The organism is Bifidobacterium xylocopae (assembly GCF_003315615.1).
Lineage (GTDB): Bacteria > Actinomycetota > Actinomycetes > Actinomycetales > Bifidobacteriaceae > Bombiscardovia > Bombiscardovia xylocopae.
Window position 1 is genome coordinate 24,126 of sequence record NZ_PDCH01000005.1, and the last position, 23,075, is coordinate 47,200.

A 23,075-nucleotide genomic window follows, 5' to 3' on the forward strand; every position below is an offset into this window, starting at 1 on the left:
GCCGCGCAACGGGGGTATAGCCGCAATCGTCAGGAGTTGATCCGGTAGCGCAGCCAGACAGTGCTCTTGCGTTCCTCCACGGATGTGAGGGTGAAACTGACCGGTTGGGTATCGGACAGGCCCGGTACCGCTTGGAATACGGCGGGCGTGTCGGGGGACCCGTCGGCGGCGGGGGCGAGCATGAGGCTGAGTTCGTCGCATAGGCCTTGCTTAATGAAAGACCAGTTGAGGATTCCTCCCCCTCCAAGCATGATGGTCTCCATGCCGAAGAGGTCCTTGAGCTTGCTCAGGGCCAGAGGCGCATCCAGTTCCTTCTCGCCGGCGACGAGGTAGGAGATGCCGATGCTGCGAAGGAAGGCCTTGTATGCGGCGCCGGTCCGCTCGGTGAGGATTTCGATCACGGCTGCGTGCGTTTCCCCATAGTCGATTGTCGGCCGCTCCCATCCAAGAACCCCATGGGTGTCGATGGAGATGTAGTACTTGTCGGCCGTGTCGTCCGCTATATAGTCCCCGGCCGGCACGGAGGCCGTCGGATCCAGTCGCGGCTTGCGGTGGTCGGTGAAGTTCTCCTCCGTGGTTTTGCGGCCTGAGAGCCAGCCCTGCATCCGGTAATGGCCATGCTTGCTGAAAGCTTCTTCGTAGAACCAGCCATCGTCACCGGTCCCTATGTTCATAAAGGGGCCGGTGATTTTGCCGTCCAGGGATGTTTCCATATGGCAGAACACATATGGTCTATTCATTCTTGCGTCTCCCTTGCATCTTCTCGGTCTGTCCCGTTCCTGCATGGAACGCTTATCGGGATGTGGAGGGCGGCCAGCAGCTGCTTGGCCAGTTCAAGTCCGAAGCCGGAGCTGATGCCGGTGATGAACCATGTTTGTTTGCTCATTGTCTCTCTTTGTGATTATGCGGTCGCTGATGTGCTGCTTGTCGGCACTGCGGGCCCCGTCAGGGGCCGCTCTGTCCTTTCATCGGTCGCCTGGCGGACGCATTTCAACGCGTTCCGACTTCGTGGATAACCGATGAAGGGCACGTTTTGGGAGATTATGGCGATGAGGAGGCCCTTGTCGTTGCCGATCCTCATGTTTGCGGCTGCCTGGCAGACCACTTCCTTGAGTTGTATCGGGCTTAGGCCGAAGTTCAGGGCCGCAGGAATCATGGCCTCGAACTCGTCGATGCCCTGGCAGCCTATAAGCGTGGCCAAGATGGACATGAAGCGGGTGGGGGCGTCAAGGTCCCCCTGGTGGACAGTCTCGTCGAATGCGAAGTTGTCGAAGCGTTCGATGAACTCGGGGTCCGTGCCCAGGAGGTCGGACTGGTAGCCCGGGAACATGCGCTCGTGGTAACCACGGGCGAATCGGGTTATGGGCAATGGGGCCTCCCTGGTATCTTGCGGGTGGCCTGCTGGTCTCCCGGCTCTACCCGTATGCTAGGAGTGCCGGTGCCGGCGAACAATCTCGAATTAGGACGTTATTGATAAGTTCAGCTTATGGTTTCGGGGTCGCTGAAGGTGCCGACCCGGCAGGGGAGGCAGAGGAAACCATGCGGTTCTGCACGAAGGCTTCCTTGAGCGTGAGGGCGAAAGCCTCTACATAGTAGCCGGAGTTCTCCTTGCTCCAAAAGGCGTAGTACTTTCGCAGAAGCGGTTCACCGTCGCGGGTGAGTGCCAGGGTCCTGCTCACCCGGGGGTGGAGGTTCGTGCAGGCGTTTTCGTCAAGCAGGAGGAAGCCCTTGTTGGCGGCGAGCAGCATTTGTGCGTCCTCCCTGGAGGACGCGAAAAGGTAGCGGCTGCGCACGCCCAGGATGTTCCTGTGGTATTCCTCCTCCGCTGCGCGCTGATCATCGCCGGCCACCAGTATGCAGGGCAGGTCGGCCAGTTCATGTATGTCGATGCTCCCCTTGGCTTGGGGCAGGGCTTGCTTCGCCAGGGCCGCCCGCAGGCCGGCTGATGTCAGGTGCTCGTTGACGTAGTCCTCTGACAGCGCCCGTCTCTGGTCGCTGAAAACCAGGTCCGCCTTCCCTTGTGTCAGCAGATGGTAGAGGGTTTCGTGGCTGCCGGGCTGGAGGTGGAGGTCGACTTGTGGATAGCGCTGGGAAAAGGTGGAGACGGCCTGGAGGATTTCGTTGGAACCGAAGGTCTGAAGATAGCCTACGCTCAGGCTGGTCCGGGATTGGCCCGCGATCTGGGCAGTGCGCTTGCTGGCCTGGTCGAGGGAACGCAGGATGGCCTTGCTCCTGTCGTAGAAGTACTCGCCGGCGGCGGTCAGCTCGAAGCTACGTCCCTTGCGTCGGATGAGCTGGGCGCTCAGTCTCCCTTCCAATGATTTAATCTGCTGGGAGACGGCCGACTGGGAGATGTCGCAGCGCTCGGCGGCACGCAGGAAGTTATGCTCCTCGACGACGGCTATGAAATATGCCATCTGCTGGAACATGGTTCACTTCCTTCGGTGCTCCGGCCGAAGAGTGGTGCTACTGGCCGGAGTTTGGCTGAGTGCGTGGTTGGGTGGATTGCTGGCCTTGGTTCGGCGTGACCTGCTGGCCGCCTTGGTTGCCCTGGTTGTTGTAGTTGTTGTAGTTGTAATTCCTGTATCCGTTGCCGTTGCCGTTCCCATTGCCATAGGGGCGCTGGTAGCCGTACCCGTAGCCGTAGGAGCCGCGGCCTGTGCCCCAGGTGCCGTCCGGCCCGCCGATTCTGCCCCCGTCCTTGGCCGCCGGGAACTTCTCGTCGGGTGTGTCGGCCAGTGCCTGCTTCATGTACTGGGTGAACAGGTAGGTGGGGTAGCCGGAACCGTGGGGGTAGCCGGCGAAGTTGGGCACCTTCTGGGCCGAGCCGTCCGGTCCGGGCTGCCAGATGCCGAACGTGGTCAGCACCGAGGGGGTGAAGCCGGCCATCGATGCCGCGGTGTCGTCGTTGGCGGTGCCGGTCTTGGCGGCCAGCGTCCTGCCCACCGCGCGGGCCTGGGTGCCTGTACCGTATTGGACGGTGCCGGTCATGGCCTTCTGCAGGAGGGCCACCTGGTCGGCGTTGAAGACCTGCTCGCCCCGGGTGGAGGCGGTGTAGAGCTCCTGGTCCTTGCCGTCCCTGACCTGGCTCACCAGGTGCAGGGGGATTTTCCTGCCTCCGTTGGCTATGGTCTGGTAACCCTGGGTCAGGTCCCAGTCGGTCAATGCGTCCACGCCCAGGGTATCGAAGGTGGTGGTGTCGTCGATCTTGCCTTCGATGCCGGCGGTGTGCGCCACCTGCGCGGTCTTTTGGGGGGTTACGTGCTCGTTCAGGTCCATGAAGGCCGTGTTGACCGAGTTGGCCAGGGCCGAGTACAGGTTCACGTACCCGTAGCTGATGTTCTCCGCGTTGGCCACGGATTTGCCGACCGAATGGAAGGTGCGTGGCGAGTTTCCGTTGAACACGGTGTTCAGGTTCACGCCGGACTGGATGGCTCCCAGCAGGGTGAACACCTTCATCGTGGAGCCCACCTGGAAGGTCGCCTGGTTCACGTTGTTCAACTGTTGTTTCAGATAGTCGTCACCCGCATAGAAGGAGATGACCGAACCGTCCTTGGGGTTGACCGACAGGGCGCCAACCTGCAGACCCCCTGGCAGATGCTTGCCGCCGGCTGTGGGGGAGGCCACCTCGTGCATCAGGTCCTGCTTGCCCTTGTCGATGGTCGTGACGATCCTGTAGCCGCCGGTGTCCAGCTCGTCCGCGGTGAAGGGCGCCTTCTTGCCGTTGGACAATTCGTTGTGCACCATGCGAAGGATGTACCCGTTGGGGCCCTGATAGACGTTCTGGGGTGAATAGTCTATGGTCTTCGGCGGGGCCTTGACCGCAGCGGTCCTGTCCTTGGCCGAGATGTAGCCGTCCTCCTGCATGATGGACAGCACCCGTCTGTAGCGCGACTCGGCCTGCTTGGGGTTGACGGCCGGATCCCAGGTGGAAGGCGCGGGTATGATGCCTGCCAGCATGGCCGCCTCGGGCATGGTCAGATCCTTGGCTTCCTTGCCGAAGTAGGACTGGGCCGCTGCCTGGATGCCGTAGGATCCGCGTCCCAGGTAGATGGTGTTCATGTAGTTGCACAGGACCGTGTCCTTATCCTCGGTCTGCGCGATCTTGAGTGAGAGCATGGCCTCGCGCAGCTTGCCCGAGTAGGAGGTCGTCTCGCCCAGGTAGTAGCGCTCGGCGTACTGCTGGGTGATCGTGGAGCCGCCCTGGCGGGTGCCGTGGGTCACGTTGTTGAGCAGGGCGCGGCCGATGCCCTTCAAGTCGATGCCGTTGTCGGAGTAGAAGGATCGGTTCTCCGAAGCCACGATGGCGTTACCCACGTATTTGGGCAGGGCCGAGCAGGAGATGATCTCCCGATTCTGCTCGGCGAATGACCCCACCGGTGTCGTCCCGTCGGAATAGTACACGGTCGTTTTCTGCGCCAGGGCCTGTTTTTCGGGCGGCACCACCTCGGTGGTCAGGTACAGGTAGGCGAAGGCACCCACTGCGGCCAGGATTACGGCACCCAGTATCCCCAGGAGCCACTTGAGCAGCAGGTGACGCTTGCGGGGTTTGCCGTCGGGGCCGAGTTTGGGTTGGGGGGCGCCGCGGCCGTCCCTGCGGGCACCATGCCGGCCCTTGCCGCCGCGTTTGGGGGGTTCGCCCTTCGGGAGGGGTCTTGGTTTGGTGCTTCCGGCCAGTCGGGAGGCCGTCCTTCCGGCGCCGACGGCCCTGCCGCCCGTGGAGGACGCGGAGCGTGCACTGCGCGGGGTTCTGGGCGCGGAAACCAGGAGCCGTGTCTCGAATGTCATGCCAACTACGCTAATCTCTGGCTTCGTCAAGACTGCGCTCAAAGAGTAAGATTCCATACTTTTCGTACGTTTGTCGGTTGGATCGTCGTGTACGGCGCCGCTGTGGGGTATTTGACCGCCCAAGGCCCGTCTTTCGCCACCGGAGGCTATGCTGGAATCGGTATTAGTGATTATCAGAGGAGTTTTGTATGAGCATCCGTGTGGCTATAGCCGGCGTTGGCAATTGCGCCTCGTCGCTTGTGCAGGGAGTCGAATATTACAAGGACGCGAAAGACGACGCCAAGATCCCGGGCATCATGCATGCCAACTTCGGCGGTTACCGCATCCGTGACGTTGAATTCGTGGCCGCCTTCGACGTGGACGCATTGAAGGTCGGCAAGGACCTGTCCGAAGCCATCTACGCCTCCCAGAACAACACCTATAAGTTCTGCGACGTGCCCAACAAGGGCGTCGAGGTCCTGCGCGGCCCGACGGGCGACGGACTGGGCGAGTACTACAAGCAGATGATCCAGGAGTCCGACGCCGAGCCGGTGGACGTGGCCCAGGTGCTGCGTGACAAGAAGGTCGATGTGCTGGTCTCCTACCTGCCCGTCGGCTCGGAGCAGGCGGACAAGGCCTATGCCCAGGCCGCCATGGACGCGGGCTGCGCTTTCGTCAACTGCCTGCCGGTCTTCATCGCCTCCGACCCCGAGTGGGCGCAGAAGTTCCGTGACGCCGGTCTGCCGATCGTTGGCGATGACATCAAGAGCCAGGTGGGCGCCACGATCACCCACCGCGTCATGGCCCGCCTGTTCGAGGACCGTGGTGTGCGTCTGGACCGCACCTACCAGCTGAACGTGGGCGGCAACATGGACTTCATGAACATGCTGCAGCGCACCCGCCTGGAGTCCAAGAAGGTCTCCAAGACCCGCGCCGTCACGTCGATCGTGCCCCACGAGATGGATCCGCACAACGTGCATATCGGCCCCTCGGACTACGTGGCCTGGCTGGACGACCGCAAGTTCGCCTTCGTGCGTCTGGAGGGCACCACCTTCGGTGATGTGCCGCTGAACCTGGAGTACAAGCTCGAGGTGTGGGATTCGCCCAACTCCGCCGGCATCGTGATTGACGCTGTGCGCGCCGCCAAGATCGCCCTGGACCGCCACCTGGCCGGCCCGATCCTGGCCCCCTCCTCCTACTTCATGAAGTCCCCGGCCGTACAGCACGAGGACAATGAGGCCCGCAAGCTGGTCGAGGATTACATCGCCGGCAAGGTAGAAGCCGATGAGGCCTCTCTGGATGCCGACGTGAAGGCCGCCCAGGACGGCGGCAAGGACGTCTGGCACGCCTGAGTGGTCGGATCGTGGTCGGTTTGATGCCGTCCTGATGTAAGCCGAAGGGCCGCCCCCCACAGTACTGGGGGGCGGCCCTTCGTTGTGGCGCCGCAGGTTCCGGTCCGACGGGGTCAGACCAAGGACAGGGTCAGGGTGTTGACCGAAGCCGGTTCCAGGTGCACGGTAAACTCGCGGCCTGTCGGGGCGTCAAGCGCCACCTGCCGGGAGCGCACCGCGTCGGGGTCCGCCTTGTCGTTGAACCGGTGGGGGTCGTCGCTGGTCAGGCAGCGGAAGTCCTCCACCCGGGCGTCGACGGGCAGGGTCAGGGTCTGGTCGACCGACTGGTCCATGCTGGCGTTGGTCAGGTCGACGAGGACATGGCCGTCCTTGACGGAGGCGAAGGTGTAGACGCCGGTCTGCGCGTCCTGGCGGTCCAGTCCGAGGGCCCGGGCGCCCCGGTGGCCCTGGTACATCATGAAGACGTCATAGTTGGGCGTCAGGATGGTGGCATCACCCTCGGTCAGGATCAGCGAGTTGAGCACGTTGATGGTCTGCGCGTTGCAGGCCATGCTGATCTTGTCGCAGGACCGCTGGAGGATGTCGAGCGTCAGGGCGGTCGTGACGGCGTCGCGCATGGTGACCTGCTGGCGCAGGGCGGGGCGAACCTCGAAAGCGTCCAGATGCCAGTTGCCCCACTCGCCGATGACCAGGTCAACCGACTCCAGCCTGGGATCCTTGGCCGCCTCGGGATGAGGCATGGCGGCCAGTCCGGCCTGCATCAGACCCCACTGCTCGCCGATGATGTCCTCAAGCTCCAGGCAGCCTTCGACCACACGCGTCCAACCTGCCTGGTCGAATTCGGTGGAGGTGTCCTCCGGGTGCTCGATGTTCCAGTTGTAGAAGTGGAGGTCGTAGGCGGAGATGGGGGGCTGGCGGAAGGAAGCCAGCTCCTGGAAGAGCTGCCGCGTCCACTCCACTCGCTCCACCGGCTTGTTGCCGTCCGGGCCGCAGGCGATGGGATACATCATGCTGGGCTCGTCGTTGGAGTGGGTGAAGGAGGGCATGGCCGAGGCGTAGAGCCGGTAAAGGTCCATGTATGTCGACGGTGTCATATTGCCGCCGCCGCACCAGGGTTCATTGCCCAGTCCCCAGTAGCGCACGCCGTAGGGCTCGGAGTGGCCGTTGGCCGACCGCAGCCGGGCCAGGTCGGTCGGCTCCGCCCGGTTGCAGTACTCCATCCAGTCGCGCATCTCGCGCACGGAGCCGGAGAGCATGTTCACGTTCATCCAGGGCTGGGCGCCGAGGGCCTCGCACAGGCGCAGGTACTCGTCGGTGCCGAAGCCGTGGTGGTCCAGCTCGAAGGTTCCGAAGTTCTCATTGTAGGTCGTGGGGCGCTGGTCCCGGGGGCCTATGCCGTCCTGCCAGTGGTAGGTGTCGGCGTAGCAGCCGCCGGGCCATCGCAGGAGCGGGGGGGCCAGGCGCTTGAGCGCCTCCAGGGCCGCGCTGCGGATGCCGTCGGTGTTGGGGATGGGGGAGTCGGGCCCCACCCACAGGCCCTCGTCGATGCATTCGCCCAGAAACTCGATGAACTGGCCGTGCAGGAGGGGGCTGACGGTGCCCTTCGCGGCGCTGGGATCAATACGGATGGTCATGTATCACCTCGTGTGTGTGTATGTTACTTGACGGACTTGATGCGGCCGATGAAGATGCAGGCCAGGATGACCAGGATGATGGCCGTTGGGAAGACCAGCTGGTAGGAGTGCGTCATCGAAACAATAAGGGAGGTGGCCAGGGGGCCGACCATCTGGCCCAGGGTGGTGGCGATGTTGAGGATGCCCAGGTCCTTGCCGGCCTCCTTGGCGGAGGGCAGCACGTCCACGTTCAGGGCCTGGTCCACGGAGCCGTACATGCCGTAACCGAAGCCGCCGATGGCGGTGAAGAGGATCATGCCCAGCGCGCTGTGGAGGATCCAGGGCATGGCGTAGCCGACGGCCAGGAGCAGGGAGGCGATGACGACCGGTATCTTCCTGCGGCCGATCTTGTCGGAGATGGGGCCGGCGCCCAGGGAGGCGATCATGGAGACCACGATCAGCACCATGGACATGGTCGACATGGTGGCGGCGGACTCAGCCACGGATTGACCGACATAGTCCTGCAGGATGAAGAGCTGGTAGTTGAGCACCATGTAGTAGGAGAAGAGCAGGAGGGAGCGGCCTGCGAAGGCCAGCCAGAAGTCGGGCGCCTTGCGGGGCGGGCGGAAGGACTCGAGCAGGGACTTGAAGGAGGCCTCCACCTTGGGAAGGTCCTTGGCCGAGGGCTCCTTGGGCCAGATGATGACGGTCACCAGGCCGGAGATGCCCATGACGACTCCTGAGAGAATCCAGCCGGGCACCTGCATGGTGATGAAGTGGGCGCCTACGAGCGTGCCGAGGGAGTTGCCCACCATGTTGCCGGCGGAGATGAAGGCGGACATGGTGGCGCGCTGGTTGTCAGGCACGCGGTCGGACAGGGATGCCACCACCGGCGAGATCATCATGTTCAGTCCCACCATGGCCAGGCAGTAGACCACGCCGATGGCCCAGATGGGTGTGAATACGCCCATCAGGAAGAGGGAGATGCCGGCCAGTATGCCGCCGGAGACGATCCATGGGGTGCGGCGGCCGAAGATGGAACGGGTGCGGTCGGAGAGGTTGCCGACGATGAGGTTTGAGAACAGGGATGTCAGTGCGGTGGTGGCGTTGAAGACACCGGAGATGGCCACTTTCGAGCCGGGGGCGATGTCGGTCAGTCGCTGGGGCAGCAGGACCGAGGCGACGATGGACAGGGCCATCATCCAGAAGAGGTTGAAGATGAAGAAGGCCGCGCAATAGCGGTATTTGCCGAGGGTGTTGGGCCGGGGCCGTCCTTCCGTTGGACTGGCTTGTGCCATGGTTGACTCCTTTGTGTACCACCGGGCTTCTGCGTCCGGGGGAAGCGCCTTGCTTCGGTCTATTTTATATCTTATAAATACTAAATAAGCAAGTCGGAGCCGTTTCCTTTCCTGCTCCTGAGGCGCGGTCTGCGCAGGCCCATGCGATACGATAGGGGGCGATGAGCATGTCAAGCAAGGGTCGTCGGCCCCCCATTCACACCGGAGCCGCCGGCAGGCCGATCAACCACCATGAGCGGTTGGCGCCGCAGAAACGGCGAGCAAGGATCGCCAAAGAGGCGGCACGGCTCATCGCCCGCTACGGCAGCTACGGGGTTTCCATGCAGGCCATCGCCGATGCCGTCGGTCTGACCCTGCCCGGCCTCTACCATTACGTGCGCAACCGCGAGGAACTGCTTTCGCTGATTATTGAGACCTACTACGATGACGGGGCCTTCTCCTTTGAATCCAGCCTGCCGCCGGAGGAGCTGCGCGGCCTGGAGGTCGGACGCGACGAACAGGGCCGCAAGCTGTACAGCCTGCCCCGCTATCTGAACGGCATCGTCAAGCGCAACGCCCAGCGTATGGAACTGGTCATGCTCTTCATGCGTCTGGCCGTCGAGGCCCATGATCCACAGCATCCGGCCTACGGGTACTACCGGGGCCGGCACGCCAAGATGATTGGCTTCATGGATGGCATCCGTTGGAAACTACCCGACGGTTACCGGGGCCAAGAGGCCTTCCATGGGCTGGTGCGCACCGCATACTGCGCCATGGACGGCGTGCAGGTCCAGGCGTTGACGAATCCGGACGATGGCATCATCGAGCTGTGGGCCAAGGCCGACCGGGTGCTGTTCCCGTCGCCCGAGTGGGACGGCTGCCGTTAGGGTTCCGACTGGCCGCCGGTGTGCTCCAAGCCTGGACGCTCCCCGGAGCGGGCTTCAGCCGTCGGTGCTTCGGCCCATTCGCCGGAGGTGTGGCCGATACGGGGGTGTGGGAGGTTACCTGGCCAGCAGCGGGTGAATCTGCTTGTCGAAGGCGACCAGGGCGGAGTTGATCACCTGGTGCATGTCATAGTAGGCATAGGTGCCCAGGCGGCCGCCGAACACGACCTGCGGCTGCTCGGACGCGAGCTCCTTGTACTGGGTGTATAGGCTGCGATCCTCGGCTGTGTTGATGGGGTAGTAGGGTTCCTCGCCCCTGGCGGCGAAGCGGGAGTATTCCTCCCAGACCACAGTGGAGTCGTGGGACTGCCGGTCGTGGCGCTCGGGATTGAAGTTCTTGAACTCGATGGCGCGTGTATAGGGCACGTCAGGGTCGGAGAAGTTCATGACGGGGCAGCCGAAGTGGTCGTCCTCGGCGTAGCGGCGCTCCTTGAACTCCACCGTGCGCCACTTGAGCTCACCCAGCCGGTAGTCGAAGTAGCGGTCCACCGGGCCGGTGTAGACCACCGGCAGCTGTCCCACGAGTGCGTCGCGGTTCCAGGGCTGCGAGCCGTCGAAGAAGTCGGTGGAGAGCGAGACGGTGATGCGCGGGTCGTCGATCATACGCTCGAACCAGGCGGTGTAGCCGTCCTTGGGCAGCCCCTCCCAGGTGTCCTTGAAGTAGCGGTTGTCGTAGTTGAACCGCACAGGCAGACGCTTGATGATGGAGGCCGGCAGCTCGCTCGGGTCGGTCTGCCACTGCTTGGCCGTGTAGTTCTTGATGAAGGCCTCGTACAGGGGGCGGCCGATCAGGGAGATGCCCTGTTCATTCAGGTTCTCCGGATCGGTGCCGGCCAGCTCGCCGGCCTGCTCACGGATGAGCTCCTGGGCCTGCGCCGGCGTGTAGTGGGCGTGGAAGAACTGGTTGATGGTGCCCAGGTTGATCGGCAGCGGGAAGACCTCGCCCTTGTGGGTGGTGTAGACACGGTGGGTGTAGTCGGTGAACTCGGTGAAGCGGTTCACGTACTCCCAGACCCGCTGGTTGGAGGTGTGGAAGAGGTGGGCGCCGTACTTGTGGATCTCGGCACCGGTCTCCTCGTCCTTGTAGGAGTAGGCGTTGCCGCCGATATGGTCGCGCACGTCGATGATCTGCACCCGCGCCCCGGTCTGCTCGACCGCCTGCTGGGCCACCGTGAGCCCAAAGAGCCCTGCCCCCACAATAACCAAATCCGCGTCCATTCCCTGTCCTTCCACTTTGGGTTCCGGTCTGCCGTGCGCTCGTCGCAGGCCCTGCCCCTCCGGATTCGGGGCGGGTCGTATCAACCTTACCGTCCAGCACCAACGCACGGACCGAATTCGGCAACCCTCTTGCTAGGCTGTAGCCACGGACGGCTGGGCCGGAGCCCGGCCGACGTACGAAAGGGCAGGGGGCCATGATCCCTTCGGAAGTCTTCGATTACGACGACGTGCAGCTCATCCCGAACAAGTGCATCATCGCGAGCCGGTCCGAGGCCGACACCTCCGTGCAGTTCGGGCCGCGCAGCTTCAAGATCCCGGTCGTGCCGGCCAACATGGAGACTGTGATTAATGAGGAGCTGGCACAATGGCTGGCCGCCAACGGTTACTTCTATGTGATGCACCGTTTCGAGCCTGAGGACCGTGGCGACTTTGTGCGCCGTATGCACGGGCGGGGTCTGTATGCCTCAATATCAGTGGGAGTCAAGCAGGGGGAGCATGACTTCGTGGACGAGCTTGCCGCTGCGGGGCTGACCCCGGAATACGTGACCATCGACATAGCCCACGGGCACGCCGACTCCGTGATCCGTATGATCCGGCATCTGAAGGAGGCCCTTCCCGGCGCTTTCGTGATCGCCGGCAACGTGGGTACGCCCGAGGCGGTGCGTGAGCTGGAGAACGCGGGAGCGGACGCCACCAAGGTGGGAATCGGGCCGGGCAAGGCCTGCATCACCAAGCTCAAGACCGGTTTCGGCACCGGCGGCTGGCAGCTGGCTGCTGTGCGCCTGTGCGCCAAGGCCGCACGCAAGCCCCTCATCGCCGACGGTGGCATCCGCTACAACGGCGACATCGCCAAGTCCATCCGCTTCGGCGCCACGATGGTCATGGTGGGCTCCCTCCTGGCAGGCCACGACGAGTCGCCCGGCGGGAAGATCACCATCGACGGCAAGACCTACAAGCAGTACTGGGGCTCGGCCTCGGAGCGGCAGAAGGGTGCCTACCGCAACGTGGAGGGCAAGCAGATGCTGGTGCCCTACCGGGGTTCGATTTCCGATACCCTGCGCGAGATAGAGCAGGACCTCCAGTCCTCCATCTCATACGCCGGCGGCCGCAAGCTCACCGACATCCGACACGTTGATTACGTAGTGGTCAACAACTCCGTCCTCAACGGCGACAACTACTAGAACGGCGGGAAGCGGGGCCGACTGCCGCCGTTCCCGGTCGGTGGGCTCCGACTGGTGCCGTGCCGGGCGTACGGACATACGCGGGCTGCGTAAATCCATGCAATCGGTTAGAATGGAACTCGCTCTCACGTGGCGTTATGTCACCCAATCCCCCCAGGGCAGGAATGCAGCAAGGGTAAGTGGCCTCTGACGGGTGCGTGGGAGTTTTCTTATGTCCGCGACGTGCTTGGGGCTTACCTGTGTTGTTGTCTGGCGTTCGCTCTGCCGTCCATGGACCGGAGCCTACCCCCCCCCCCGCTCTCATCGCAGTCTTGATATTCACAGGCTGTGATTGAATGGTGAAGAGTTTGCCCCGGGACGATTGGCGGCCTGGGGGAGGGGGATGAGCCAGAGGAGAGTGACGGGCCATGAAGGTATGTGCCTCATGCCAGACAGAGAATCCAGACAGTGCGAAATTCTGCCGTAAGTGTGGCACACCATTCGCGAAACAGGGGCAGGACGCCCAGCAGGCCGAGCAGCCGCAAGGGCAGGTGACCGAGCCCACCCAGGCGTCCCAGGTTTCGGCACCGCAGCAGGCAATGCCGGTTCAGCCGCAGCAGAATCCTCAGACCCAGCAGCCGCTGGCCGCCGGCCAGCCTACGCCGCTCCAGGGGCAGCCTGTGCCGGGCGCACAGTCGGTCGACGGTCCTCGGACGCAGCCGACCCAACCCATGCAGATGCCCGTTCCCGGTGCGGTTCCAGGAGCTGCGCCGGGCGTGGTCCCCGGCATGGCGCCGGTCCAGCCGGCTGCCCCCAGCCAGTCCAGGGTCTTTTTCAACTGGGTCCTTGCTGCGTTGAAAAAGCCCACCCTGCGCATGGCCAAGCCTGCCTGGTACGCCTGCATCCCCATGTTCGTGGAGGCGATGATCATCTCCCTGTTGGTCACCATCTGGGCCTCCCAGGCCGTCTCCGCCGCCTCGCGCGCCTTAGGCCCTTGGAGCTCGATGATGGGTGGTTCAATCGGGTCGGTGTCGGTCAGTTCGTCGGATGGCTTCGCGCTCTTCTTCCGCGGTTTCATCGCGGTTGCCGTGGTGCTCTACGCCATGGTCCTGATCGTATTCCTGGGCAAGAAGATCTTTGGTGACCCCGACGGCTTCAGCCAGGTGCACGACGCCTTCGCGCAGATCATGATCCCGTTCGCGGTCCTCCACCTGGTGCTGGTCCTGCTGTCCCTGGTCGGCGCCTCGCTCATGGCCGGCGTCATCTTCCTGTTCAGCTTCGGTTTCCTGATGCTGATCCCTTCCTATCTGATCGCCACATCCGCCAACCATCGCAAGCTCGACTCCTTCTGGCTCTGGATGATTTCCATGGTCGTGGCCTTCCTGATCTTCCTGCTGATGATGGTCATCTTCGCCAGTATCGCCGGCGCGGCCTTCATGAGCGCGATGTTCGGCATGCGCTGACGGCTGCCTCGGCGGACGGGAAACGGTCGGTAGATCAGTAAGGAAAGGTGAGGAATCGTGTTTTGCACCAAGTGCGGGGTCCGGAATGAGCCCGATGCCCGCTTCTGCGTCTCTTGCGGGCAGCCACTGCTGCCTGCCGACGAGGTGTCCGAGGTGGAGGAGGAGAAGATCCAGGCTGCTGGGGGCGCTCCTGATGAAGCGGCCACTGATGGAGTTGCCGGCAGTGACGGCAATGAACCCGACTCCGAACCTGAGCCCGAACAAGGGCTGGAGCCTGGGGACGAAGCGGGCGCTGAGAATCAGCCGACGACTGTTCTTCCCCAGGCTGAGCAATTCGTAACCGCCGATTCCGAGCCTGAGGCCGACGGCATCCACCCGGTCCAGCCGGCAGAAGCGGTTCCGGTCGCTCATTCCCTGCATCGCCGGACAGTCATCATCTGGGGCGTGCTGATTGGCCTGGTAGTGGTCCTGGCCGGGGCCTACCTAATCCTGAAAAACACGGTGTTCACGCCCAAAGGGCAGATCAACGCCTATGTATCCGCCGTATCCAGCGGCAACTTCAAGCGGGCCAACCAGATGGTGGACCCGGGCGTGGCCAACGAATCTCGCGTCCTGCTGACCAACGAGTACGCCAAGGACGAGGGCTCGCGCATGAAGGACGTTGTGGTCGGCCCCTTGGTCCGTAAGCCGAACGGTCCGGGTTACCAGGTGAGGGTCGCATACTCGGCCAACGGGGTGCAGCAGTCCAAACAGCTGAGCGTGGAACCGTCCGGCAAGCAGTTCCTCATCTTTGACTCCTGGCGGATCGTCAGTCCGTTGACCACGTCCATAAAGGTGGCCGCCCCCAAGACCGTGGATAACGTGCTGGTCAACGGCATCGATGTCACACTGGCGAAGGCGGGCACGGACAAGCAGGTAGTCAGTCCGCCCGCCGACCAGGCTCCCTCGGAGGACGGCGACAGGACGCACTACACCTCCATGGACCAGTACACGCTGCCGGTCTACCCGGGTGTGGCCAAGGTGGAGCTGCCCAAGTCCAAGTATGTCAAAGCCGAGCCCGTCAAGCTCAACGATTCCGATAAGGTGGCCTATGTGGCCCCGCAGGCCACCGACGCCCTGGAACAGGGAATCCTGGAGCAGGTGCAGAAGCGGATCGACGAGTGCACGGCCTCCAGCGAGTTGCGCAAGACCGGCTGCAACTTCTCCAACGGGTCCTTCAGCGACGGCGGCCGCCCGGCCTACACGAACATCCGGCGGCGGGTCAATGGTTCGCCTTCATTGGACAAGCTGGACCTGGGGACGGGCGAGTTCAAAACCGATCTGATCCATACCGGCATCAGTTACCAGTACCGGTTCTATTCGGATGACGATTGGTTGGATGACACGTCCTCCGCGTCCGGCTATCTGGTCGGAAGCTTCTCAATCAGGAACGGCGAGCTGACCGTCAAGATCGACGACTCCGTCAAATCCTACTACTGATAGCCGCCGGGACGGCGCACTACGCAGCGCAGGCAAGGGCCTCTGCATCGTTTGGAGACGATGTCAGGGGCTCTCGCTTTACGTTCTTTACGCTTCCTGCGGTCGCGCCGGCCAGCGGCTCAGCTGTTCTTCCTGATGAAGACGATGCCGTCGGCCCGGAGCGCGTCCTCTTTGGCAGTGGGGCCGTCCTGGTTGCCATCATAGTTCTGAATGGCACCGCGCATACTGTCGTCCATACCCGGGATGGACTGTCCGGCAGGTACGAAGGTGTATGTCGTTTTGGACACGCCGGATTTGTCGCGCATGGCATCCGAGACCCCCTGGATGGATTCGGGGTCCAGGGTCAGGGTTTTGGTGCCGTCCTTGTTGCTGACGATTTTGGTGAAACGGCCGCTGAAGTTCTCTGTCTCGCCGTCCAGGAAGTTGGGCTCGTCGGTACGGTGGTAGGTACCGCCGGTGAAACTGCCGTCCGACTGGATGGTCATGGTGCTGAGCAGGGAGCCGTCCCCGGACTCTGTCCATTGCCACTGGCCGGCCAGAGCGCTGAAGTCCTGACTGGCCTTTCCGCTCGCTCCAGCAGCGGATGGTCCGGATGCGCTGCTGCCGCCCAGGGCCTTCCAGTCGATCGAATCCTCCACCAGGTAGTAGACGTTCGTCTTGTTCGGCGCCTCCTGGAAGGGCTCGGCCTTGCCGTACTGGGTGGGCGTGTAAGGATCGTTGCCCATGCGGTCATCAGCCGGGCGGTCCTGGTACTTGCTGTTGTCGCGCTTGATCAGATAGGGGCGGTCCTGGTCCGGTTTGAAACCGGGCTTGCCGGCGAAGTAGCCGTCCGATTCCAGCTGGTCCAGTTTGGCACCCACCGGCATGTAGACGAAGAAGTCCTTGGCCTTCCACTTGATGCCGGAACTTGTCAGGCTTGGGTTGCCCGCCAGTTCGTCGATGGACCTATAGCTGATGTGGCCGTTCTCGCAGAGACCTCCCTGGAAGGGCGTGGTGCCGCAGTTGGGCAGCCCCATGCCCGCATACAGTTCAAATGCTCCGCTCTGGCCGGAGATCAGGTGGTTTTTCATGTATCCGGCGCCCTCGTCCAGGCTCGTGTTGGGAGGGATGCAGCCGGAGGGGTCTTGGGAGAAGGTGCACAAACTCAAGTAATCGCGCCAGTTGTCGGGGGGAATCGTCTCGCCGCGCACTTTGAGGTATTCGGTGGATACGCCGAAACTGCTGCCGGCCTCGTCTTTGCTGATCGCGTCCAGGCTCAGGCAGTCGCCACCCTCGGTGCAGTACTGCCCGGCCAGGTTCTGCGGCTTGTCGAGGAGGTAGGCGGACTGGTTGCCCGCGTTCTCTATGCTGGCGACCACATCCAGCTTCTTGCTGGCGTCCACGCCGTAGTACAGGCTGACGGTCCTGGTGTCGGTGGGCAGGCCGATCGAGGGGTTGGCGCCCACGATCTTGCCCAGGTTCCTGCGACTGGAGAAGCGCGGCTCCATGCTGACCGTGTAGCCTTTGGCCTCCAGTTGGCTACGCGCCTGGGCTTGGTCCAAGCCGGCGATCTCGATGGGGATGCCCGCCTTGTCGGAGGCGACGCCAACGTGGATGCCTTCCTTGGGGTCGGACACGGCCTGCCCATCCGCTGGGTAGGAGGCCACGACCTTGCCTGCGTCGCCTGGCTTGGAGGAGACCACGTCGGCCACAGTGAGGGGCACCTCCATGGCTTTCAGGCTGGTCACGGCCTTGTCCTTGGCCTGGCCGACCGTGCCTTTGGGCACGCCGGGGCCGGCGGATTCGGTCACCGTGACGCCCCTGCCCTTGGGCAGGTGACCGTCCTTGTCAGCGCCCGCCAGGCGGACGAAGGAGCCCTTGCGTTTGGGGCTGAACTGGAGCTCGGTCTTGGCTGGGATGCCGGCCCTCTTGAGCTGGTCCACTGCCTCCTTGGCGGTCTTGGCCTGCACCTGGGGCACACTCTTGGGGGCGAACTGCCGGTAGGCGACGAATCCACCTGTGGCAACCAGCGCCGCTGCCACGATGGCGGCCAGCAGGATGTAGAGCTTCTTGCGGGAGACAACCGCCGTGGCCGAGGGGTCGTCGCCGTCGGCCGGAGGAATCGCGGGCGCCGGCCCGGAGCCGGAGCCTGGCCCGCCGGAGGGAGGTATGGCAGCTGCATCGCTAGTGCCAATCTCAGCCGCGCTCGCGGGCTTGTCCTGGCCGCTTTCGTTGGTTTCGGCGGGATCAGCCGCTTTCGCCGGCCCGCTGTCTTTACCGGATTCGCTGGCCTTGCCCTCCCCGGCGGCATGATTGTCGGCCTGCTTGATCTGTTCGGCGGTTTGCTTGCCGCTCTGCTCAGCCTGTGTGCCGATCGCCCCCGGAACTTCCAGCGGTTGTCCGCACTGGTTGCAGAACCGGTCGTCGTCCCCATTGGCCGTCCCGCACTGGGTACAGTACTTCATGCTCGCTTCCTCTCTCCGCCCCCGCGCGGTGACAATATTCGCCCTCAGCACAAACCTATCATCCACCATGCGCCCTATCGGAGAAGGGGTGGTCGGGCCGGGGTGGCCGTCTGGCCCACCTGTAAACGTAGTGCGATTCTTGGGGCTTGGGTGCGCGGCGGACCGGGGGAGTCGATAGAGTTTGGAGCTATGACGGATCAGCAAGTGCAGGATTGGGGCGAGGGGACGGGGACCCCGCGCAAGCAAGGGTATGACGGTGGCCAAGACCCCGTCTTTCCGTCGGTCGGCGCGCCTGACCCCGGCTTGGCCGGCCTGGCGGGCGGACAGGCTTTCCCCGACCCGGCGACGGCCGTCGACCCCACCCGGTCCTCCCCCTTGGGCCGGCCCGGGTATTCGCCTTTCTCGCCCCAAGCCGACGACCCGGCCACGCTGGCATCCCTGCAGGATTTGCAGGGACTGGCCCGGCGTGACGACCAGGCGGCGGCCGATGATCCGGAGCAGCTGGAACGGATGGACCCGCTGACAGTGCGACCCCATACCTCCTCCTGGATTGCCTGCCTGGCCCTGGGGATCGCCTTCCTGCTGGCAGCGGCGGGTGTCTGGTGGCTGGGCGTGCGCACCGCGACCGGGCAGCAGTACGATGACGAGGTCTACCGGAACTTCGCCGGATACCTGGCTCGCGCCCCCTGGCTTGCCGCCGCTCTGAACCCCTTCCACTCCAACGGTTTCGTGCTGCCGCTGTGCGTGGTCATCGCTGTGGCGGGCGGCGCGGTCGCGGCCCTGCGCAAGCGTTGGTGGCTGCTGGGGCAGCTGGCGGTCTTCATGGCCATATGCCTCCCGACGGGCCACCTGCTCAAGCGAATCCTGCCCCGCCCCTACCTGATCAACGTGGAGTCCATGCGCGCCAACACGGCCCCCTCGGGGCACACACTGCTGATGGCCACGGTATGCATTGTGCTGGTCTGCTCGGTGCCGCGTACGTGGCGTGCCCTGTGTGCGCTGCTGGGCTGTCTGCTCACGACGGCCATGGCCTGCTCCCTGATCTTTGCCCACTGGCACCGGCCCATCGACGTGATCGTGTCCATCCTGTTGGCTGGCGGCCTGGCCCTGATCATGCTGGCCCTGACCCGCGGCTCGGGTATGGACGCGCCCGGCACCCGAGCCTCCTCCGCCTCGGTGCAGATTCTCTCCACGGTCATGCTCACCGCCGGTGTCCTGGGACTGCTTTATGGCTGCTACCTGGTTTGGCAGATGGCCTCAGGTCTGGAACTGGGGGAGAGCTGGACCTTCTATGGTGCGCATGTCTCGGCGGTGGTCTTCATCGCCTCGGTGGCCGCGATCGTATTCGGCGCGGTGTTGGCCATGCGGCAGGTCACGGCTTCGCCGCTGTCCAAGATCGGGTTGCTGGGGGCACCGCCCACGCCGCCCGACCGGGGTTGAAAAGATGCGGAAGAGGGGATTCCGGAGGTTGTTTACGGTATCCCGACCCTCGCGGTCGTGCATGTTGTGTCGGCATGACGCCGGGGGATTCCAGGACTCTCGGTGCATGTTCGATGGCTGTCCGCTGGGTGCCGGATCGGCCTATGGCGAATTCGGCTGTCAGCTGTGCGGGTGAACCGCCGGGACCGTTCTCCCCGCCGGCACGTTGGACCACATACCCCGGCGTTCCTTGCACGATGACGACGGCTGGTGGGTAAGATGGCGGCGAGTAGCGCATATATAAGGAGAGGCCATGGCACACGGCAATAAGCTGGTCATCGTGGAGTCGCCCACCAAAGCCAAGAAGATAGGCGGATACCTGGGGCCGGGCTACACTGTCATGGCCTCGGTGGGGCACATCCGTGACCTGGCCAAGCCCTCGCAGATCCCCGCTTCACAGAAGGAGCGCTTCGGCAGGTTCGGCGTGGACGTGGACCACGACTTCAAGCCCTATTACATCGTCGACGATCGGAAGAAAAAGACCGTATCCGGTCTGAAGCAGGCGCTCAAGGGCGCCGACGAGCTGTACCTGGCCACTGATGAGGACCGGGAGGGCGAGGCCATCGCCTGGCACCTGGTGCAGACCCTCAAGCCAAAGGTACCGGTCAAGCGTATGGTCTTCCACGAGATAACGCCCGAGGCCATCAAGGACTCGCTGAACCATACGCGCGACGTGGACTCGAACATGGTGACCGCCCAGGAGACCCGGCGTGTGCTTGACCGCCTCTACGGCTATGAGCTCTCTCCGGTCCTGTGGCGCAAGGTGGGGCCGGGGCTCTCGGCCGGGCGCGTGCAGTCCGTGGCCACCCGGCTGATCGTCGAGCGTGAGCGCGAGCGCATCGCCTTCGTCCGCGCCCCCTACTGGGACCTGGTGGCCGACCTGGCCGCCCAGAGCGCCCTGAGCGAGTCCGGCTCCGAACGTTTCCAGGCGCGGATGGTGGAGCTGGGCGGCCGGCGGCTGGCCGGTTCCAAGGACTTCTCCTCGGACGGGCAGCTGACCGCCGGCGCCAGGAAGGACCAGGCCCGGCAGCTGGACCAGGCCACGGCCGAGCGCCTGGCCGGAGAGCTCAAGGCCGCGGAATTCACGGTGACCTCGCTGGAGACCAAGCCCTACCACCGCCGCCCGCAGCCGCCCTTCACGACGTCGACCATGCAGCAGACCGCCGGCAACCGGCTAGGCATGAGCTCGCGCGCCTCCATGCGCGCCGCCCAGAGCCTGTACGAGAACGGTTACATCACCTACATGCGTACCGACTCGGTCACCCTCTCCCAGCAGGCCATCTCGGCCGCCCGCAAGAGCGTGGAGGAGGTCTACGGCAAGCAGTACCTGGCCTCCGGTCCCAAGCAGTACGTGACCAAGACCGCCGGCGCCCAGGAGGCCCACGAGTGCATCCGCCCGGCCGGCTCGCGCTTCCGCAGCCCCCAGGAGCTGGCCTCGTCACTGCCGCCCGACCAGTTGAAGCTCTACACGCTGATTTGGCGGCGAACCCTGGCCTCGCAGATGGCCGACGCGACCGGATCGACCGCCACGGTGCGGCTGAGCGCGCCCACGCAGACCGAGGGCGAGTCCGTCTTCCAGGCCTCCGGCACCGTGATCGAGTTCCCCGGTTTCATGAAGGCCATGGGCTTCACGGCCGAACCCGGCAAGGGTGGCAAGAACGGCAAGGCCGAGGGCGACGGCTCCCTGCCGCCGATGGACAAGGGGCAGCGACTCAAGGCCGACTCGGTCGAGCCCGAGGGTCACGAGACCCAGCCGCCGGCCCGTTACACCGAAGCCTCACTGGTCAAGACCCTGGAGGCCAAGGAGATAGGCCGGCCCTCGACCTACGCCTCAATCATCTCGACGATCATCGACCGTGGGTATGTGTACGAGCGTGGCCGGGCGCTCATCCCCTCCTGGTTGGCGTTCTCCGTCATCAAACTCCTTGAGACGAACTTCCCCCAGTATGTGGATTACCGGTTCACGGCGTTGATGGAAAACGGTCTGGATCAGATCGCACACGGGGCGGAATCCGGCAAGGATTGGCTCACCCGCTTCTACTTCGGTTCGGGGCCGGGTGCCGCCAAGTCAGCGGAGGAAGCCCACGAGGGCCTGCAGGAGCAGGTGGCGCAATTGGGCGACATCGACGCCCACCAGGTGAACACCATCCAGATCGGTGACGGGCTTCAGGTGCGTGTGGGCCGCTACGGCCCCTACCTTGAGGATACGGACCACAAGGACGACAAAGGTGACCCCAAGCGGGCTTCCCTGCCGGAAACACTGGCACCTGACGAGCTTACCGTGGCCAAGGCGCGCGAGCTGATCGAGACCAACTCCGGCGGGCCTCGCGTGCTGGGCACCGACCCGGCCACCGGCGGGCGCGTGGAGCTGCGCAAGGGCCGCTTCGGACCATACCTGGCCCTGATCACACCGGAGGTGGAGGCCGGTATCAAGGAAGCTGCGGAGAAGAAGGCCGCAGGAAAGAAAGCGACCGAACCCAAACCCAGGATGGCTTCCCTCTTCAAGACCATGGATCCGGACACCGTGGGTCTGGATGATGCTCTGAAGCTGCTGGGCCTGCCGCGCGAAGTCGGCGAGGTCGAACTGACCGATGCCAAGACCGGTGAAATGAGCAGAGCCACGGTGACCGCCAGCAACGGCCGCTACGGTCCTTACCTGACCGCCAGCAAGGCGGACGGCTCCAGCGAGACCCGCTCGCTGGCCTCCGAGGATCAGATCTTCACCGTGGACCAGGTCACGGCCCAGGAGCTTTTCAACCAGCCCAAGTACGGGCGTAGGAGCCGGGGCGCCGCCAAGCCGCCCCTGCGCGAACTCGGCCCCGATCCGGACAACGGGAAGCCCGTGACCATCAAGGATGGCTTCTACGGGGCATACATCACCGACGGCGAAACCAACCGCACGCTGCCCAAGCAGTACACCCCGGCCTCCATCGAACCCGAAGTGGCCTTCCGCCTGCTGGCGGAAAAACGTGCCGCCGGACCGACCAAGCGGCGGAAGAGGACCAGCGCCCGCAAGGGCTCGACCGGCTCAGCCAGGAAGGGGACGGCTCGCAAGAGCGCATCCAAGTCGGGGTCCGGCGCGAAGGCGGCCACCCGAAAGGCTCCAAAGGCGAAAACCGCGTCTACGCGCAAGGCTAGTGTGTCCAAATCGGCCGCGAAGACCAAATCGGTCAGGGGCACCAGTCGCAAGACCAGTGAGGATCATTCATGAGTCAGGGATTGTTCATATCGTTCGAGGGTGTTGACGGAGCGGGTAAGACCACACAGGCCCAGCGCGCCCGCGATTACCTGCAGGGCAAGGGGCTGCGCTCGATGGTGACCCGGGAACCGGGCGGCACCCCGGCGGGTCTTGCCATCAGGGAACTGGTCCTGCACGGTATGTGTGCTTTCCCCTCTTTCGCGGTGACCGGCGGCACCGACGTGGTGGATTCCTCCGACGACCTGGATTCGCGCACTGAGGCCCTCCTGTATGCGGCGGACCGGGCCGAGCATGTGGCCCAGGTTATTCGGCCGGCACTCGAGCGTGGCGACATCGTACTGTGCGACCGCTACTCCGACTCCACGATCGCCTACCAGGCTGGTGGGCGTAAGTTGGACGAAGGCTCCATAGCACGTTTGAGCGCCTGGGCTTCAGACGGGTTGATCCCCAAGCGCACCTATCTGTTGGACGTAGACCCCGCCCAATCCCACGACCGGGTGAACGATGAGCCCGACCGTTTGGAGGCCGCAGGTGACGCCTTCCAGGAGCAGGTGCGGGAGAAGTTCCTGGAGCTGGCCGAGCAGGAACCTGACCGCTTCCGGGTGATCGATGCCTCGTTGCCGCTCGATGAGGTCTGGCGCTTGATCCAGGAGGATCTGGAAGCCCTGACCGCTGACATG

16 protein-coding genes, 1 other RNA gene and 1 pseudogene are annotated in these 23,075 nt (G+C 64.0%); 9 read left to right on the top strand and 9 right to left on the bottom strand.

Annotated elements, in window-relative coordinates:
* Positions 1 to 29 precede the first annotated feature (29 nt).
* From CRD59_RS03510 to CRD59_RS03525, 5 genes are all read right to left on the bottom strand, one after another.
* Complete coding sequence (locus CRD59_RS03510; RefSeq protein ID WP_330849130.1) at positions 30 to 785, bottom strand: RibD family protein; 756 nt, start codon at positions 783 to 785, stop codon at positions 30 to 32.
* The gene (locus CRD59_RS07950) at positions 737 to 886 is read right to left on the bottom strand and encodes a hypothetical protein (protein ID WP_161522270.1); all 150 of its coding nucleotides are present in this window, start codon (positions 884 to 886) and stop codon (positions 737 to 739) included. The genes CRD59_RS03510 and CRD59_RS07950 overlap by 49 nt, the downstream gene beginning before the upstream one ends.
* 15 nt (positions 887 to 901) lie before the next feature.
* Positions 902 to 1,369: a carboxymuconolactone decarboxylase family protein gene (locus CRD59_RS03515; protein ID WP_113853221.1), complete on the bottom strand. Its 468-nt coding sequence runs from the start codon at positions 1,367 to 1,369 to the stop codon at positions 902 to 904.
* A 115-nt stretch (positions 1,370 to 1,484) separates the two neighbouring features.
* The gene (locus tag CRD59_RS03520; protein WP_113853222.1) at positions 1,485 to 2,429 is read right to left on the bottom strand and encodes a LysR family transcriptional regulator; all 945 of its coding nucleotides are present in this window, start codon (positions 2,427 to 2,429) and stop codon (positions 1,485 to 1,487) included.
* A 37-nt stretch (positions 2,430 to 2,466) separates the two neighbouring features.
* Positions 2,467 to 4,788, bottom strand: a complete 2,322-nt coding sequence (locus CRD59_RS03525) for a transglycosylase domain-containing protein (RefSeq protein WP_113853223.1) — start codon at positions 4,786 to 4,788, stop codon at positions 2,467 to 2,469.
* A 188-nt stretch (positions 4,789 to 4,976) separates the two neighbouring features.
* Between CRD59_RS03525 and CRD59_RS03530 the strand changes: the two genes are divergently transcribed.
* Positions 4,977 to 6,119, top strand: coding sequence for an inositol-3-phosphate synthase (locus CRD59_RS03530; protein ID WP_113853224.1), 1,143 nt, complete (start codon positions 4,977 to 4,979; stop codon positions 6,117 to 6,119).
* A gap of 113 nt (positions 6,120 to 6,232) precedes the next feature.
* On the opposite strand, the gene CRD59_RS03535 is transcribed toward CRD59_RS03530, so the two are convergent.
* Both CRD59_RS03535 and CRD59_RS03540 read right to left on the bottom strand, forming a co-directional pair.
* Positions 6,233 to 7,753, bottom strand: a complete 1,521-nt coding sequence (locus CRD59_RS03535) for an alpha-N-arabinofuranosidase (protein WP_113853225.1) — start codon at positions 7,751 to 7,753, stop codon at positions 6,233 to 6,235.
* 23 nt (positions 7,754 to 7,776) lie between these two features.
* Positions 7,777 to 9,030: an MFS transporter gene (locus tag CRD59_RS03540; protein ID WP_113853226.1), complete on the bottom strand. Its 1,254-nt coding sequence runs from the start codon at positions 9,028 to 9,030 to the stop codon at positions 7,777 to 7,779.
* 161 nt (positions 9,031 to 9,191) lie between these two features.
* Between CRD59_RS03540 and CRD59_RS03545 the strand changes: the two genes are divergently transcribed.
* Positions 9,192 to 9,896 carry a TetR/AcrR family transcriptional regulator gene (locus CRD59_RS03545; RefSeq protein ID WP_113853227.1) on the top strand — a complete coding sequence of 235 codons (705 nt, stop codon included), beginning with the start codon at positions 9,192 to 9,194 and terminating at the stop codon, positions 9,894 to 9,896.
* Between the two features lie 114 nt (positions 9,897 to 10,010).
* Here the strand turns inward: CRD59_RS03545 and glf are convergent, their stop codons facing one another.
* A complete protein-coding gene (gene glf, locus CRD59_RS03550) occupies positions 10,011 to 11,171 on the bottom strand; it encodes a UDP-galactopyranose mutase (protein WP_113853228.1) in 1,161 nt (386 codons plus the stop codon).
* Between the two features lie 194 nt (positions 11,172 to 11,365).
* Between glf and CRD59_RS03555 the strand changes: the two genes are divergently transcribed.
* From CRD59_RS03555 to CRD59_RS03570, 4 genes are all read left to right on the top strand, one after another.
* Positions 11,366 to 12,352 carry a GMP reductase gene (locus tag CRD59_RS03555; protein WP_113853229.1) on the top strand — a complete coding sequence of 329 codons (987 nt, stop codon included), beginning with the start codon at positions 11,366 to 11,368 and terminating at the stop codon, positions 12,350 to 12,352.
* A 119-nt stretch (positions 12,353 to 12,471) separates the two neighbouring features.
* An RNA gene (ffs, locus tag CRD59_RS03560) (signal recognition particle sRNA small type) lies at positions 12,472 to 12,562 on the top strand.
* Positions 12,563 to 12,759: 197 nt separating this feature from the next.
* Positions 12,760 to 13,794, top strand: coding sequence for a zinc ribbon domain-containing protein (locus CRD59_RS03565; RefSeq protein ID WP_113853230.1), 1,035 nt, complete (start codon positions 12,760 to 12,762; stop codon positions 13,792 to 13,794).
* A gap of 57 nt (positions 13,795 to 13,851) precedes the next feature.
* Positions 13,852 to 15,273 carry a zinc-ribbon domain-containing protein gene (locus CRD59_RS03570; protein WP_161522271.1) on the top strand — a complete coding sequence of 474 codons (1,422 nt, stop codon included), beginning with the start codon at positions 13,852 to 13,854 and terminating at the stop codon, positions 15,271 to 15,273.
* A gap of 119 nt (positions 15,274 to 15,392) precedes the next feature.
* Here CRD59_RS03570 and CRD59_RS07955 read toward each other — a convergent pair whose 3' ends face one another.
* Complete coding sequence (locus CRD59_RS07955; protein ID WP_161522272.1) at positions 15,393 to 17,717, bottom strand: PASTA domain-containing protein; 2,325 nt, start codon at positions 17,715 to 17,717, stop codon at positions 15,393 to 15,395.
* Between the two features lie 189 nt (positions 17,718 to 17,906).
* Between CRD59_RS07955 and CRD59_RS03580 the strand changes: the two genes are divergently transcribed.
* From CRD59_RS03580 to tmk, 3 genes and pseudogenes are all read left to right on the top strand, one after another.
* Positions 17,907 to 19,157, top strand: a complete 1,251-nt coding sequence (locus CRD59_RS03580; RefSeq protein ID WP_161522273.1) for a phosphatase PAP2 family protein — start codon at positions 17,907 to 17,909, stop codon at positions 19,155 to 19,157.
* A 292-nt stretch (positions 19,158 to 19,449) separates the two neighbouring features.
* Positions 19,450 to 22,407: a type I DNA topoisomerase gene (gene topA / locus CRD59_RS03585; protein ID WP_113853234.1), complete on the top strand. Its 2,958-nt coding sequence runs from the start codon at positions 19,450 to 19,452 to the stop codon at positions 22,405 to 22,407.
* A pseudogene (gene tmk / locus CRD59_RS03590) lies at positions 22,404 to 23,072 on the top strand (dTMP kinase); the annotation flags it as partial. The gene topA and the pseudogene tmk, both read left to right, overlap by 4 nt.
* Between the last annotated feature and the right edge of the window lie 3 nt (positions 23,073 to 23,075).